Source organism: Solwaraspora sp. WMMA2065 (assembly GCF_030345075.1).
Taxonomy (GTDB): Bacteria; Actinomycetota; Actinomycetes; order Mycobacteriales; family Micromonosporaceae; genus Micromonospora_E.
Window position 1 is genome coordinate 1,535,707 of sequence record NZ_CP128361.1, and the last position, 14,382, is coordinate 1,550,088.

Consider the following 14,382-nt stretch of genomic DNA (forward strand, 5'->3'; position numbering starts at 1 on the left):
CCACGCCTCACGCCCGGAACAGATGACGTCGAATCGCCGCCACGTTGCCGAAGATCCGCACCCCGAGCACCACCACGACGCCGGTGGACAACTGCCCGCCCACCCCCAACTGATCGCCCAGATACACGATCAGACCCGCCACCAGAACGTTCGAGATGAATGAGATCACGAACTGCTTGTCGTCGAAGATCCCGTCCAACTTCGCCCGGACCCCGCCGAACACCGCGTCCAACGCCGCCACCACCGCGATCGGCAGGTACGGCTGCAGCACCGCCGGCACCACCGGGTCGAAATAGATCCCCAGCAGCATTCCGGCGAGCAGCGCCAACACGGCGATCATCGAGGGCCTCCTCCCGAGGCGGTCACGGACGGGTCGGCGCCTCCCGTCCCGGACGGGCTGGACGACGCCGACGCCGACGGTGCACGGGCGTACCGCAGCTGCGGCTCGCTCGCCGCCGGCAACATCAGATCATCAGCCGAACGGACCCCGAACGACAACCCGTGATCGGCCGAGACCGCCCGTAGCACCGCGGCCGCCTGGCTGGTCCGAAACGCCTCGACCATCGACGGCGGGCCGATCGCCGTCACCTCGTACGGGCCGGTCACCGGCCGGAAATCGACCAGGATGGCGCTGCCCGCCGCCCGGATCGTCGAGGTCGCGGTCAGCCGTCTCCCGTTGACCGCGACCGCCTCGGCGCCGACGCTCCACAGGGCGTTGGCCACGTCCTGAAGATCCCGGTCCAACACCCGACCCAACTCACTGACCGACCCCTCACCGGTCACCGGATCCACCACCTCCGGCGCATCCGCCAACTCGACGACCACCCCGTCCCCGGTGACCCGGGCCAGCCCGGCGGCGGCTTCCAGGTCGCGCAGGTCCGCCGCCCGGGCCCCGTCCAGCACCGTGTCGCGCTCCCGGGCCACCTCGTCCCGCAATGTGTCCACGCGGTTCTGCAGCTCGTCGGTCTCCGTCTGGCGCTGGGTAACCTGCTCCACCAGGCCGGCCCGTGCCTGCGACCTGCTTGGCTCCTCCGCCACCGTCTTCTGGTAGGCGAGCACCACCAGGAAGCCGACCGCGGCCATCGACACGGCCATCGCCGCCCGTGCCGTCACCCGACGCCAACCCTGCGGTGGTCCTACCACCGAACGGCGGGCCGCCGCGTCCGTGTAGCCGGGATCCAGCGGTGCCCGGAACAGTTCGGTCAGAAAGTCCGGCGCGTACCCACGGTGCGGGCCGGAACCGCTGCGGTCCGCCTCGCTCATGCCCGCTCCGTTTCTGCTCCGGCGGCCCGGACCAACGCCATGGTCTGCCGTACGTACAACAGGCCGGCGATCCAGTACAGCGCCAGACCCCACCAGGCCAGACCCCACCCGACCGCGGCCACCACCGTCGCCGTCGGGGTGAATCCCAGCACTGCGGACAGCAACAGAATAGGAAACGCCGCCAAAAGTACGAAAGTCGCAGTCTTTCCTACATAGTGCACCTGTGGTGGTCCGTAGCCAAATCGGCGTAACACGACGAGGCAGCCGGCCAGCAGCACCTCACGACTGAGCAACGCCACCGTGAACTGCCACGGCATCACCTCGCGGGCCGTGAACGCCAGCAACGTGGCCAGGATGTACAGCCGGTCGGCGAGTGGGTCCAGTAGTTCGCCGAGCCGGGACACCTGACGGATCCGGCGCGCGACGAACCCGTCCACCCAGTCACTGGTCCCGCCGACGGCCAGCACCAGCAACGCCGCGACGTCCGCACGGTGCACCAGAAACAGGTACAGAAACAGTGGTACACCTAGCAAACGGACAAGACTGATCAGATTAGGAATGGTGAAGACCTGACTCGCCACATCGGTCCGCGTCGACGCGGACTGCGCGGACGGACGCGACACCGACACTTCCTCTCCCCCGCCCCGACCGGCCTGTCCCACCGGACCGGAAACGAGCGGCGGCGAACGAGCCCGACGGTCCCCCAAGGGGCACTGTCACCTGGCGAGCGCCACTATAACGCGCCCCTCACCCACCACCTTCCGACTCACCGTGGCCGTCGCCGCCGACGGCCACCCGCCGGCGCATGAACGACTGCCAGTAACCGACCATCCGCTCCACCCCGTCCACCCCGGCCACCAGTTCAGCCAGCCACCGGGCCTGCTCCGGGCTCCACAGACCGTCGCTGACGATCCAACCCTGTCCACCCAGTTCGTTGAGCACCTCCAGCCGTCGACCGGTCAGCACCCGACACCGGTGCCCCGCGCCGTCAGCGACCACGGTGACCGTCGGCCCGGCAGCCGGCCGCTTACCCCCTTCGGCAGGTGCCACCGTCTGCACGAAGTACAGGTACCCGTACTCCCACCGTTCGTCGAGCGGCGACCCGACGCCCGCCGTCGGTGCCACCGTCTGCCGCTCCTCGGCCACCCGGCGCGGCTACCCGCACGGGTTGCCGGCAAACTCCGCCCCCCCCCGGTTCCGACATCCCCGCTACCTGCGACCCCTTGCCATCGGACGGCGGTCGATCATGCTTGGATGGTGGGCATGCCGGCCCACCTTGAACCAGACGCCCGGCGTGACCGGTCCGCGGCCGACGCCTCACCCGGCGACATCTCCCGCCGTCGTACCCAGCGGACCCGGTGGTATCCGGTCGACCAGCTCAGCCCGCTCGCCCGAGCGCTGCTCAGCGACGACCTCGGCGGCCGCGACGTGGTGCCACAGCACGTCGCCGACCGGGTCAACGCGGAGGCTGACCAGTGGGCCAGCCACGGATTCACCGAGCAGACCGTACGTCCCTGGCGGGACCTGCCCCCGGCGGCCGCCGGGCACCTCGCCGGTCGGCAGGTCAACCCGAGAGTGCTCGATCTGCCCGTCGCCGTCGTCGCCGGAACCCCGCCCGTGCCGCTCCGGATCGCGATCGTCACCGGTCGGCTGCCCGCCGAACGGGCCTACGAACTGCTGGTACTCACCGGTGAACACCAGCCGGCGGAGTCCGGGGCGGGCAACCCACCGACCCCCGAGCCTTCCCGGGCCCGGCCGGTGACCCCGGTGCTGTTCTCCCACGCCCAGCCCGACGATGCCGCCGGCCGGAGCTGACCCCAGAGGTACTGCCGAGCCTCCGATTCGATGGAGTTTGGTTCTCCGTGCGCTATGTTGACACACCTCGTAGAGCAGGCTAGGACGCTAGGTTGAGGGAACCGAAGACGCCACCGGGCTGCGATCAATCGAGAGACCTCTCTAGTATCAGAGCGTCACGTGCCGGTCACGCAGGCTGGGCGTCACTACCGGTACGCGACCGTCCCCCCCGTCAGGAGGTGAACCATGCCCGAACTCCGTGCCGCCGAACCCCGCAGCTACCCCTTCACCGCGCCTGACCGTCTCAACCTCGACGACACCTACCGGCAACTGCAGCAGGACCGGACGCTGGTACGGGTCCAGTTGCCGTTTGGGGAACCGGCCTGGCTGGCCACCCGGCACGCCGACGTCCGGTTCGTCCTCGGCGACGCCCGGTTCTCCCGCGCCGCCAGCGTCGGCCGTGACGAACCACGGATCACCCCCCGACAGATCGAGGGCGGAATCCTGTCGATGGATCCGCCGGAACACACCCGGCTCCGACGCCTGGTCGCCAAGGCGTTCACCGGCCGGCGGGTCGAACAGCTCCGACCACAGACCCGGCAGTTCGCCGACGAACTGCTGACCGGCATGATCGGCGACGGGCCGCCAGCCGACCTCGTCGAACGGTTCGCCACCCCGCTGCCGGTCCGGGTCATCTGCGAACTGCTCGGCGTCCCCTACGCCGACCGGGAACACTTCCACACTTGGAGCGAAGCGGTCGTGTCCACCACCTCGCTCTCCCCCGAGCAGGTAGCGGGGTATCTCGAGAACCTGCACGGCTACATCGCCGGACTGGTGGAACAGCGCCGCCGGCACCCGACCGACGACCTGCTCGGCGCCATGGTCCACGCCCGGGACACCGACGCGAGCCGGCTCACCGAGACCGAACTCGTGCAGCTCGCCGCCGGACTGCTGGCCGCCGGCCACGAGACCACCGTGACCCAGATCCCCAACTTCGTCTACGTCCTGCTCACCCAGCCGGACCAGTTCGCCGCCCTGCGCGCCGACCCGGCCCTGGTGCCGGGCGCCGTCGAGGAACTGACCCGGTACGTTCCGCTCGGCGCCGCCTCCTCGTTCGCCCGGTACGCCACCGTCGACGTCGAGGTCGGCGGAGTACTCGTCCGGGCCGGTGAACCGGTCATCGGATCGTTGTCGGCGGCCAACCGCGACCCCGAGGTCTTCACCGACCCGGACCGGCTGGACCTGACCCGGACCGTCAACCCGCACGTCGGCTTCGGCCACGGCGTACACCATTGTCTCGGCGCCCAACTGGCCAGGATGGAGCTGCAGGTGGCGGTGGAGGCGGTGGTGCGGCGGCTGCCGCAGCTACGGCTGGCCGTACCCGAGGATCAGCTGGTGTGGAAGACCGGCCTGCTGGTCCGCGGGTTGAACGCGATGCCGGTGACCTGGGGTTGATCCTCCTCCGCCGGGCCCGACGCGCGGCCCGGACCATGCCGGCCATCGGACGTGAACCGTTCCAGTCCCCCACGGCCGGTGCCGTGGGTAACCCCGGAGGTGGCGATGAACCAGCGGTCCTGGCAGGTCAGCGTCGACGAGCAACGGTGCGTCGGGTCCGGCATCTGCGCCGGTACCGCGCCGGGGCACTTCAGCCTGGTCGACGGGGTGTCCCAGGGGCCCGCGTCCGACATCGATCCGGCCGAAACAGTCATCGACGCTGCTGAATCATGCCCGGTCGAGGCAATTCTGGTCCGCGACGCCGACGGCACCCCGCTGGCACCGCTGCCCTGACCCGGCGGGTCGGGGCCGACCGACGGCCATCCGGATCTGACCGGAGGCGGACCGGACCACCACCGACGGTCGACTTGCTCACGGCCGCCCCGGTCGACCACGATTCCTCCCGGCACGCATGCGTCCGGTCCCGGCGCTCGGCCCACGAGACGACCGACTCACCTGCGGTCGGTACCTCCCTGACCCGCCCGGAGTCGATCGCGATGAACCGTTGCCCCGTCCGCACCGAACTACCAGGGGTGAAACAACGACGAGCCGCCCGGTGGGCCCGGCACGCCGCAGCCGGTGCCGCGGCACTGCTCCTCGGCGGCATGCTGGTAATCGTCGCCCCCGCCGGCCCGGCGGCCGCACACGCGGTGCTGGTGACGGCGGAGCCCGCCCCCGGATCGGTGCTGGGCAACTCGCCCCGGGAAGTGGTGCTGACCTTCAGCGAACCGGTGCGCCCGGTCACCGGGCGCCTGCAGGTACTGGCGCCGGACGGGAAACGGATCGACGACGGAACACCACGAACCGACGGGACCACCGTCACCCTCCCGGTCCGGGTCGCCGACCGCCCGCTCGGCACCTACCTGGTCAGCTACCGGGTGATCTCGGCGGACAGCCACCCGGTGGGCAGCGGCTACACGTACTCGGTAGGAGCGCCGTCCGCGACGGTGCCCGAGCCGCGCGACGGCGGGCAGCGGCTGCCGGTGGCGGTCGCCGTGACCACCGCGAAGTACGTCGGCTACGCCGGGGTGGTACTCGCCGTCGGCCCCGCGCTGCTGCTGGCGCTGCTGTGGCCGCCCCGGCTGGGCCGCCGGCCCGGCAAGGTCATGGTCGGCACCGGGCTCGGGCTGATCGGCCTGGCCACGGTGGCCGGCCTGTACCTGCAGGCGCCGTACTCGACCGGCAGTGGCCTGCTGGAGGTCTCCGCCGGGGACCTGGCCGCCGTCGTCGACAGCGGGTACGGGCTTGCGCTGCTCGGCCGGCTGGTGGTCCTGGCCGCGGTGGCGGCGCTGGTGTCCCCGGCCCTCGCCGGGGTCGGCGGCACCCGTCGCGGGCTGGCCCTCGTCGGGCTGGGCGTGGCCGGGCTGGTCACCTGGCCGCTGACCGGTCACGCGGTGGCGGCGCCGGTACCGCCGGTCAGTATCGCCGCCGACACCGTGCACATCGCCGCGGTCGGGGTGTGGATCGGCGGGCTGGTGACCCTCGGCGCGGTCCTGCTGCGCCGCACCCACCCCCGTGTCCTGGGCCGGATCCTGCCGGTCTGGTCCCGGTGGGCGACGGTGGCGGTCTGTTGGCTGCTGCTCGCCGGTGCCGTCCAGGCGCTGATGGAGACCGGCGGCCCGACCGCACTGGCCACCACCGGGTACGGGCGGTTGGTGCTGGTGAAGATCGCGCTGGTGGCGGTGCTGCTGTTGACCGCCGGGTACGCGCGACGGCTGGTCGGGCGGTGGCGGGCGTCGCACGTACGGCGACTCACCGGCCTGGTCGGTGTCGAGGTCGCGGTGGCGGTGGCGGCTCTCGGGGCCAGCGCGGTACTGGTGCAGACGACTCCGGCCCGTACCGCCGTCGTCGAGGCTCAGGCCCTCGGGCAGGACACCTTCGCTCAGACGCTGACCAGCTCGCTGTACACCCTCCAGTTCGACATCTACCCGGTGCAGCTCGGCGAACACAACACGGTGCACGCCTACGTGTACACGCCGGAGGGCGCGCCGGTACAGGTGGAGGAGTGGACGATGACCACTTCGCTGCCGGCACAGGACGTCGAGCCGGTAACGACTCTGCTGCTGGGCGTGGACGACAACCACGCGGTCGGCGCGGTCGCGTTTCCCGTGCCGGGCGAGTGGGAGCTGCGCTTCACCATCCGGTTGTCCGACGTCGACCAGGCGACGGTCCGTACCACCGTGCCGGTCCGCTGAACCGGCTGGCGGGCCGGTCTGCGGCAAGGAGACCTGGTCAGGCGACAGCGGTCACTGTTCGGTGAGCCGCCAGTGGGTGGTGCCGCCGGAGCCGACCAGTTCGCCCTCGTCGTCGGCGGGCCCGGCCCCGGTCGGGTCCGCCGGGACGGCGCGGTGGCGGCGGCTGCGCCACCAGACGACGGCCGCGCCGATCGCCGCTCCGCCGGCCAGGCCGGCCAGCAGCAGTCCCATCCCGGTGCCGGCGTTGCCGTCCGAGCCCGCTGCGGCGGCCTGCGCCGGCGGGTCCTGGGCGGCTGCCGGTGCCGGGTCGCCGTGGTGGGCTCCGTGACCGGCGGCCGTCGGGTCGGCCGGTCCGAGGGTCAGCACCGGGCCGGGCCGCGGCGCGTTCGGGCCGCCCCAGTGGACCACGGTGCCGTCGGAGTAGGTCTGGGTCACCGCGAATTCGATCCGGTCCGTGTCCGGCAGCGGGCCGACCGAAACGGTCAGCAGCACCGGCGCCGGTTCGTCGGCGGGTGGAGAGACCAGCTGCCAGGTGATGCTCTCGGTGGCCTCGGTCATCAGGCCTCCGTGCAGGCCGGGCAGCGGCTCCGGCAGGGCCCGGTTGATGATCCTGGGTGCCCAGTCGTCGACCGACATCGGGTAGACCTCGGCGATGGGCAGGTCCGCCGGCAGATCGAGGCGCACCTCGGCGGTGTGTGCGTCCGGCCGTTCCTGCGGAAGTTCGAAGGTCAGCTGAATGCCGGCCCCACGAGGTGCCTGGGTCGGTTCCAGGCCGATGTTGGCCGCAGCCACCGCCGACCCGGACAGCACGACCGCCAGCACCGAACCGGACAGCACCGCGCCGATCCGGACGGCGTTCGCGCGCAGACAGTTGACCATGAGCCTCGCCTCCCGTACGTCAGCGGCCGCTGCCGCCGGAACCTGATCCACCGGTAAGGAGTTCGGCGGACGGGGCCGAACGGTTCAATCCGACCACGGACCTTTTTCGCCGGGTGGGGCGGGGGAGATCGGCGGCGGCACCGCGGGTGGGCATGGCCACACGTACGGTACGGGGGCGAGGTCGCCGAAGCGGGGGCGGTAGTGGTCGGGGTCCTTGTGTACCAGTGCGGCGCGGTGCGACAGGTGCAGGTCGGCGCGGCCGAGCCAGGCCGGTAGTGCGCAGGCGGCGCCGAGTTCGGCCTGGTCGCGGATCAGGGTGCGGCCGGTCGCGGCGGTGAATTCGCGGCGCAGGGTGTCGGCGACGGTGTCGGCCCGGCCGGGCCGGGTCCATTCGGCGCAGACCGTCAGGCCGTACCGGACCAGCGCCTCGGGGTGGCCGCGCCACATCCGGACCGCCGGGTGGTGACGCCAGCCGTACCCGGGCACGGTCAGGCCGCGTAGCACCTGCAACGCTTCGACGCGCTGCTTGCCGAGGCGTCGGGCGTCGAGCGCGGCGGCGCTGGCCGTGAAGTCGGGGTACGGCAGGAACGTCTGCATGGGTGCCGTGGGCCGGCCGAGGTGGTCAGTCCGGCCGGTCTTCGGGTTCGCTGTCGTCGTCGGCGACCGGCGGATGGGGACCGTACGGTGAGGCCTGGCCGGCCGGGACGGGACGGTCGCCGCCGCCGCGACGCCCGGGTCGGCGGTCGGCTCCGTCGGGATCCTTGCTCTCCTGGACCAGCGGGTTGTCCCCGCTGCGACGCATTTCCGGTTGCTGGATGTTGGTCACGATCCCTCCCGGTGATCTGGTCGGTCGTCATCCGGCTACCCGGTACCGGCGGTGACATGCCGGCGGGGGGGTCGGGCTAGCCCGACCGAGGGTGGCTGGTCATCCGCCCGCCGGCCGGCGGCGCTCATCCCGGCCGGCGGGCATGGCGTCCGGGGTGCCGGGTATCTCGGTGCCCCGACGAGCGCTGAGCGAGGAGGAACCACGATGAGAAGGACCGTAGTGACCCGGCTGGGGCTGTTGGCCGGGCTGACCGCCGTCGCGTTGATCCCGGCGACCGCGCACGCGACAGCACCGTCCGAGCAGGACAGCGAATACCTGCGTACGATCCACCAGGTCAATCTGGCCGCTGTGCAGATCGGGCAGTTGGCGCAGGACAAGCAGGATGCCGACCAGGCGGTGAAGGACCTGGGTGGTGACATGGTGGCCGACCACACCCGGCTGGACGAGGAGGTCGCCCGGGTGGCCGGTGAGGTCGACGTCGCCCTGCCCGACTCACCCACCCAGGAGCAGCAGGACGTGGTCACCCAGCTGAACGGGTTGTCCGGTGCCGAGTTCGACACGGCGTTCGTGGAGAGCCAGTTGGCGGGCTACGCCAAGGCGATCGAGGTGAACAACGCCGAGATCTCGCAGGGCTCCGACGAGCGGGTGGTGAACCTGGCGCAGGAGGCCGGACCGGTGCTTGAGGACCTGTACGCGGCGTTGCAGGGCCTCGCCGCACAGCTCGGGCTGCCGACCTCGCCGAGTCCCGGGGTGAGCCCCACGGTTGACCCGACCGCGCCGGGCACGACGACGCCCGAGCCGACGGTCAGCCCGACCCTGCCGTCGCCGACGGTCGACCCGCAGACGCCGCTGCCGGCGCAGAGCTGACCTGCGGGCCGCGGTTCCGCGCCGGTGCGGTCGGCCCGGACCGACCGCACCGGCGCGGAACCGGACGAGATGATCGCTCACAGTGGTCGACCGGGGTGGTGCACAGTCCGAAACGGGGCTGGCACATCGACCGCACATACCGTAACGTGACGGCTCACACACCGCGCGCATCAGCGGATATCGGCTCATGCGAATGCCTCAGCATCCTCCCTCCCCGGCGTCCGTCGCCACCCGACCGGAGGTTCGACGTGGATTTCGTCATCACCAGGAGCTACCAGGGCACCACGGTACGACTCGCCTTGCACGGTGAACTTGACCTCGCCACAGCCGGCGAGGTCCGCGACGCGGTCACCGCGTTGCTCGCCCGGTCCGCACCCGAGCGGATCGTGCTGGACCTCACGTGCGTCAGCTTCATCGACTCGACCGGGATCGGCAGCCTGGTCGCCTGTCACCAGGCTGCCGGGGTCAGCGGCAGCCGCCTCGAGCTGGAGAACATCAGCAGCTTCACCCGACGGCAGCTGTGGGCGACCGGGCTACTCGGACTGTTCGGCTTCCCCGCCGACCACGCGACGCCGACCGACCTGCCGGTGGGGCGCTGACCGTACGGTCACAGCACCCGGCCCAGTTGGGTGTGCCGGCTGCGCCGCGACTGCCGACTGGCCCACCGGGCCTCCACGACCCGCAGGTAGCAGGCGGTCAGCGGACCCGGGTGGTACGTGGTGGCGGCGAAACCCCACTGGGAGGCCAGGCTCTCCCCCCGACGGAGGAGGTTGTCCACATCGTGCAGGGTGAGCCGCAACCGCCGTACCGCCGTACCGATCACCGCACGGCGCACCGGCACGGCACGCCGGGCCTCGATGTCGGCGACGTCGACGTGCTCGCCGAACTGGTAGCCGACGATGCGGATCACCTCATCGGCGGAGACCGGTTCGCGGCCGGCGGCGGTCAGGCGTACCGCGGTGTCGGCGAAGCAGCGCAGCTCGGTCAGCGGGAACCCGCTACGACTCAACTGGTCGACAACCGTCACGAAGGCCCCCTCGACCACCCCGAACAGGGCGATCGGGTCCAGGCCGGCGCCCCGGCGCTCCAACCGGTGGATGAGCCAGGACTGGCCGAGGACGCAGGCCCGCAGGTGGTGTCCCTCAAGCGTGGTCAGCAACTAGCCCTCCCCGGTCGGCATCCGTCCCGAATCCGGACGGAGCGCCCACGCCAGCCGGGTGATGGAGCTATCCACCGTCCGGCCACCAAAACCGACCAAACGTTACCGCGTACCGTACGTCGAGCCGAACTCCGGGGCGACGACGGCACCTACCAACTGTTTGATTGATTAGTCACGCAACTGCCCTGTCGCCGGGTCAGCGTAGCGAGACCCGGCACGGGGCACCGAGCGGGATCGGACGACTCAGGAGCACTGGTCGGGACACCGGATCCGGCCGTCAACTGGGCGATGCCGCAACGGTCTGGCAGGATGGGTACGCATGTGCGGACTTGCGGGTGAGCTGCGCCGCGACGGTTCCCGCGCCGACATCGGCGCGGTGGAGCGGATGGCGGCTACAATGAGTGACCGGGGGCCCGACGACGGAGGCTCCTGGTCACACGGAAGTGTGGCCTTCGGACACCGGCGCCTGAAGATCATCGACCTGTCGGCGGCCAGCAACCAGCCGATCGTCGACTCCGCCGCCGGCCTGACCGGCGTCTTCAACGGCTGCATCTACAACTACCGGGAGCTGCGCGAGCAACTGCAGGCACGGGGCCACAGGTTCTTCTCGTCGGGCGACAGCGAGGTCGTCGTCAAAGCCTACGCCGAGTGGGGCGTCGACTTCGTCGACCATCTGGTCGGCATGTTCGCTGTCGCGATCACCGAGCGCGACAGCGGCCGGTTGGTCCTGGCCCGCGACCGGCTCGGCATCAAGCCGCTGTACGTCGACGAGCGCTCCGGCGTGGTCCGGTTCGCCAGCACCCTGCCGGCGCTGCTGGCCGGCGGCGGGGTGGACACCGGCATCGATCCGGTGGCACTCGCCCACTACCTCAGCTTCCACAGTGTTGTCCCCGCGCCGCGGACGATCCTCAACGGCATCCGCAAGCTGCCACCGGCCACCGTCCGGGTCTACCAGCCCGACGGCCGGGTGGACGAGCGCCGCTACTGGGATCCGCCGTTCGGCCGGGACCCCCGCCGCGCCGACTGGTCGGAGCAGGACTGGCAGGACGCTCTGCTCGAATCGTTGACCACCGCGGTGCAGCGCCGGATGGTCGCCGACGTGCCGGTCGGCGTCCTGCTCTCCGGTGGGCTCGACTCCTCGCTGGTCGTGGCACTGCTGGCCGAGCAGGGTCAGCGTGGTCTGGCCACCTTCTCGATCGGCTTCGACGCAGTCGGTGGGCGGGAAGGCGACGAGTTCGTCTACTCCGACCTGGTGGCGCAGCGGTTCGACACCGACCATCATCAGATCCGGGTGGCCGCCCGGGACCTGGTGCCGCCGCTGGAGGCCGCCGTCGCGGCGATGAGCGAACCCATGGTCAGTCACGACTGCGTCGCGTTCTACCTACTCAGTCAGGAAGTCGCCAAACACCTCAAGGTGGTGCAGTCCGGCCAGGGTGCCGACGAGATCCTCGGCGGGTACCACTGGTACCCGCCGCTGGCCCGCGTCGGCCGTGACCAGGCGCTGGACACCTACGCCACGGCCTTTTTCGACCGCGACGCCGCCGGTCTCGCCCAGGTGCTGAACCCGGAGTACCTCGCCGTCGGTGATCCCGCCCGTGAGTTCGCCGCCGCCCACCTGGGCCGCGCCGGCGCGCAGGACGCGGTCGACGCGGGGTTGCGGATCGACACCACGGTGATGCTCGTGGACGATCCGGTGAAGCGGGTCGACAACATGACCATGGCGCACGGCCTGGAGGCCCGCGTGCCCTTCCTCGACCACGAGTTCGTCGAGCTCGCCGCCACCTGCCCGCCCGAGCTCAAGCTGGCCCAGGGCGGCAAGGGGGTACTCAAGGAGATCGGCCGTCGGGTGCTGCCCTGGGAGGTGATCGACCGGCCGAAGGGGTACTTCCCGGTACCCGGGCTGACCCACCTGGAGGGCAAGCTGCTCGACCGGGTCCGCGACGCCCTGCACGCGCCGCCGGCCCGTCAACGCGGGCTGTTCCGCGACGGGTACGTCGACGGGCTGCTGCGCGACCCGAACGCCGAACTCACCCCGCTGCGGGGCAACAAGTTGTGGCAACTCGGACTGCTGGAGATGTGGCTGCAGAACCATGGCATTGACTGACGACACGAGCGCCCCCCGCCCCGACTCCCCCGCCCCCCGGCGGGAACGGATCGGCCCTGGAGGCGACCCGGTCGTCCCGGGCGATCCGCCGGCCAAGCCCACCGACAGCGCCGACGTCATCCTGGAGTGCGGCTGGGGCCGGCTGGTCTTCGGTCAGACGTTCGCCGACCCCTCCGACGTCGCCGACGTGCTGCGTTCGGAAGCCGCCGGGTCCCGCGACATCTGCATCTACCTGCCCGACCCGCACGTGCTGGTGTCGCGGCTGCCGGACGAGCTGTTCATCGACCCGTCGCTGACCTTCCGGCTGGACCTCACCCAGGTGCGCGAACCACAGCCACCGGAGCCGGGGCTGCGGATCCGGCCGCTACGCGACGATTCCGACGCCGACGCGGTCAACCGGATATACGCCCACAACGGGATGGTCACCGCCCCGGTCGACATTCTGGTCGACAACGCCACGACCGAACGCTTCGTGCACCTGGTCGCCGAAAACGTCACCGGTCAGGTCGTCGGCACCATCACCGGCATCGACCATGTGGCGGTCTTCGACGACCCGGACAACGGCTCCAGCCTATGGTGCCTGACCGTTGACCCGCTGCACGCGCCACCCGGCACCGGCCAGGCGCTGCTGCTGGAGCTCGCCGGCCGGCTCGCCGACCGCGGCCGGGTCTACGTCGACCTGTCCGTGCTGGCGGAGAACGACGGCGCGATCCGCCTCTACGAACGGCTCGGATTCGAACGCACACCGACGCTGTGCGTCAAACGCAAGAACCCGATCAACGAACGGCTTTTCCTGGCCAGCATGCCGGACGGCTACGACGAGCTGAACCCGTACGCCCGGATCGTCGCCGACGAGGCGATGCGCCGCGGCATCCGGGTCGAGGTCATCGACGCGTCCTGGGGCGAGCTGCGGCTGACCAACGGCGCCCGCAGCATCGTCACCCGCGAGTCGCTGTCCGAGCTGACCTCGGCGGTGGCGATGAGCCGGTGCGACGACAAGCGGGTGACCCGGCGGGTGCTGCTCGACGCCGGGTTGGCCGTACCGCACGGCCGAACCGCCACCGGCGACGCCGACGACGAGGCGTTCCTCGCCAAGGTCGGTGAGGTGGTGGTCAAACCGGCCCGCGGCGAACAGGGCACCGGGATCACCGTCGGCGTCACCGACCCGACCGCCTTACGGGCCGCCGTCGACCTGGCCCGCAGGCACTGCCCGCAGGTGCTGATCGAACAGCGGCACCAGGGGGAGGACCTGCGGGTCCTGGTGATCGACCACGAGGTGGTGGCCGCTGCGGTCCGCCGCCCGGCGGCGGTGACCGGCGACGGCGTACACACGGTGGCCGAGCTGATCCGGCGACACAGCCGGCGGCGGGCCGCGGCCACCGGCGGCGAGTCGAAGATCCCGCTGGACGACCTGACCCGTGAAGTGGTCACCGAGGCCGGGCACGCGATGGACGACGTGCTGCCGACCGGCGAGGTGCTGACCGTGCGGCGGACCGCGAACCTGCACACCGGCGGGACGATCCACGACGTCACCGACCGGCTGCACGCCGAGCTGGCCGCGGCGTGCGTGGCCGCCACCCGGGCGCTGGCCATTCCGGTGGCCGGGATGGACCTGCTGGTGACCGCTCCTGATCAGCCCGACCATGTCTTCATCGAAGCCAACGAACGGCCCGGACTGGCCAACCACGAGCCGCAGCCGACCGCGGAACGCTTCATCGACCTGCTGTTCCCCGGCACCAGCGCGCAGCAGCGGCGGTGGAGCCCGCCCGGACCCGGCGGGGCGCCGGCAACGCCGTGATCG

16 protein-coding genes are annotated in these 14,382 nt (G+C 71.3%); 8 read left to right on the forward strand and 8 right to left on the reverse strand.

Annotation, left to right across the window (positions count from 1 at the left end; genetic code table 11):
• Positions 1-7: 7 nt before the first annotated feature.
• The 4 genes from O7610_RS07125 to O7610_RS07140 form a co-directional block, all read right to left on the reverse strand.
• Positions 8-340 carry a small basic family protein gene (locus O7610_RS07125; RefSeq protein ID WP_123601612.1) on the reverse strand — a complete coding sequence of 111 codons (333 nt, stop codon included), beginning with the start codon at positions 338-340 and terminating at the stop codon, positions 8-10.
• A complete protein-coding gene (locus O7610_RS07130) occupies positions 337-1,263 on the reverse strand; it encodes a DUF881 domain-containing protein (RefSeq protein WP_281554936.1) in 927 nt (308 codons plus the stop codon). Before O7610_RS07130 ends, O7610_RS07125 begins: the two co-directional genes overlap by 4 nt.
• Positions 1,260-1,892, reverse strand: coding sequence for a cardiolipin synthase ClsA (clsA, locus tag O7610_RS07135; RefSeq protein ID WP_281554937.1), 633 nt, complete (start codon positions 1,890-1,892; stop codon positions 1,260-1,262). Before clsA ends, O7610_RS07130 begins: the two co-directional genes overlap by 4 nt.
• A 118-nt stretch (positions 1,893-2,010) precedes the next feature.
• Complete coding sequence (locus O7610_RS07140; RefSeq protein WP_281567346.1) at positions 2,011-2,388, reverse strand: hypothetical protein; 378 nt, start codon at positions 2,386-2,388, stop codon at positions 2,011-2,013.
• A 129-nt stretch (positions 2,389-2,517) separates the two neighbouring features.
• Here O7610_RS07140 and O7610_RS07145 point away from each other — a divergent pair, with 129 nt between their 5' ends.
• The 4 genes from O7610_RS07145 to O7610_RS07160 all read left to right on the forward strand — a co-directional run bounded on the left by O7610_RS07145 (position 2,518) and on the right by O7610_RS07160 (position 6,746).
• Positions 2,518-3,078: a hypothetical protein gene (locus O7610_RS07145; protein WP_281554939.1), complete on the forward strand. Its 561-nt coding sequence runs from the start codon at positions 2,518-2,520 to the stop codon at positions 3,076-3,078.
• A gap of 225 nt (positions 3,079-3,303) precedes the next feature.
• A complete protein-coding gene (locus O7610_RS07150; RefSeq protein ID WP_289212866.1) occupies positions 3,304-4,512 on the forward strand; it encodes a cytochrome P450 in 1,209 nt (402 codons plus the stop codon).
• Positions 4,513-4,617: 105 nt separating this feature from the next.
• Positions 4,618-4,845: a ferredoxin gene (locus O7610_RS07155; RefSeq protein ID WP_281554941.1), complete on the forward strand. Its 228-nt coding sequence runs from the start codon at positions 4,618-4,620 to the stop codon at positions 4,843-4,845.
• A gap of 311 nt (positions 4,846-5,156) precedes the next feature.
• Positions 5,157-6,746 (forward strand): copper resistance CopC/CopD family protein, encoded by a 1,590-nt coding sequence (locus O7610_RS07160; RefSeq protein WP_289213579.1) that lies wholly within the window; start codon positions 5,157-5,159, stop codon positions 6,744-6,746.
• Between the two features lie 51 nt (positions 6,747-6,797).
• Here the strand turns inward: O7610_RS07160 and O7610_RS07165 are convergent, their stop codons facing one another.
• From O7610_RS07165 to O7610_RS07175, 3 genes are read right to left on the reverse strand one after another with little or no spacing between them, the layout of a single operon-like run.
• The gene (locus O7610_RS07165; RefSeq protein ID WP_281554943.1) at positions 6,798-7,676 is read right to left on the reverse strand and encodes a DUF1775 domain-containing protein; all 879 of its coding nucleotides are present in this window, start codon (positions 7,674-7,676) and stop codon (positions 6,798-6,800) included.
• A 33-nt stretch (positions 7,677-7,709) separates the two neighbouring features.
• Entirely contained in the window at positions 7,710-8,222 is a 513-nt protein-coding gene (locus tag O7610_RS07170) for an MSMEG_6728 family protein (RefSeq protein WP_281554944.1), read from the reverse strand.
• Between the two features lie 25 nt (positions 8,223-8,247).
• Positions 8,248-8,451, reverse strand: a complete 204-nt coding sequence (locus O7610_RS07175; protein ID WP_281554945.1) for a hypothetical protein — start codon at positions 8,449-8,451, stop codon at positions 8,248-8,250.
• A 204-nt stretch (positions 8,452-8,655) separates the two neighbouring features.
• Between O7610_RS07175 and O7610_RS07180 the strand changes: the two genes are divergently transcribed.
• Together O7610_RS07180 and O7610_RS07185 are read left to right on the forward strand one after the other, a co-directional pair.
• On the forward strand, positions 8,656-9,318 hold the full coding sequence (locus O7610_RS07180) for a DUF4142 domain-containing protein (protein ID WP_281554946.1): 663 nt from the start codon (positions 8,656-8,658) through the stop codon (positions 9,316-9,318).
• Between the two features lie 248 nt (positions 9,319-9,566).
• Positions 9,567-9,917, forward strand: a complete 351-nt coding sequence (locus tag O7610_RS07185; protein ID WP_233605831.1) for an STAS domain-containing protein — start codon at positions 9,567-9,569, stop codon at positions 9,915-9,917.
• 8 nt (positions 9,918-9,925) lie between these two features.
• On the opposite strand, the gene O7610_RS07190 is transcribed toward O7610_RS07185, so the two are convergent.
• Complete coding sequence (locus tag O7610_RS07190) at positions 9,926-10,477, reverse strand: hypothetical protein (RefSeq protein ID WP_281554947.1); 552 nt, start codon at positions 10,475-10,477, stop codon at positions 9,926-9,928.
• A gap of 319 nt (positions 10,478-10,796) precedes the next feature.
• Here O7610_RS07190 and O7610_RS07195 point away from each other — a divergent pair, with 319 nt between their 5' ends.
• Both O7610_RS07195 and ngg read left to right on the forward strand, forming a co-directional pair.
• Positions 10,797-12,581: an N-acetylglutaminylglutamine amidotransferase gene (locus O7610_RS07195; protein ID WP_289212867.1), complete on the forward strand. Its 1,785-nt coding sequence runs from the start codon at positions 10,797-10,799 to the stop codon at positions 12,579-12,581.
• A gap of 49 nt (positions 12,582-12,630) precedes the next feature.
• Complete coding sequence (ngg, locus tag O7610_RS07200) at positions 12,631-14,379, forward strand: N-acetylglutaminylglutamine synthetase (protein ID WP_475054858.1); 1,749 nt, start codon at positions 12,631-12,633, stop codon at positions 14,377-14,379.
• Positions 14,380-14,382: the final 3 nt, after the last annotated feature.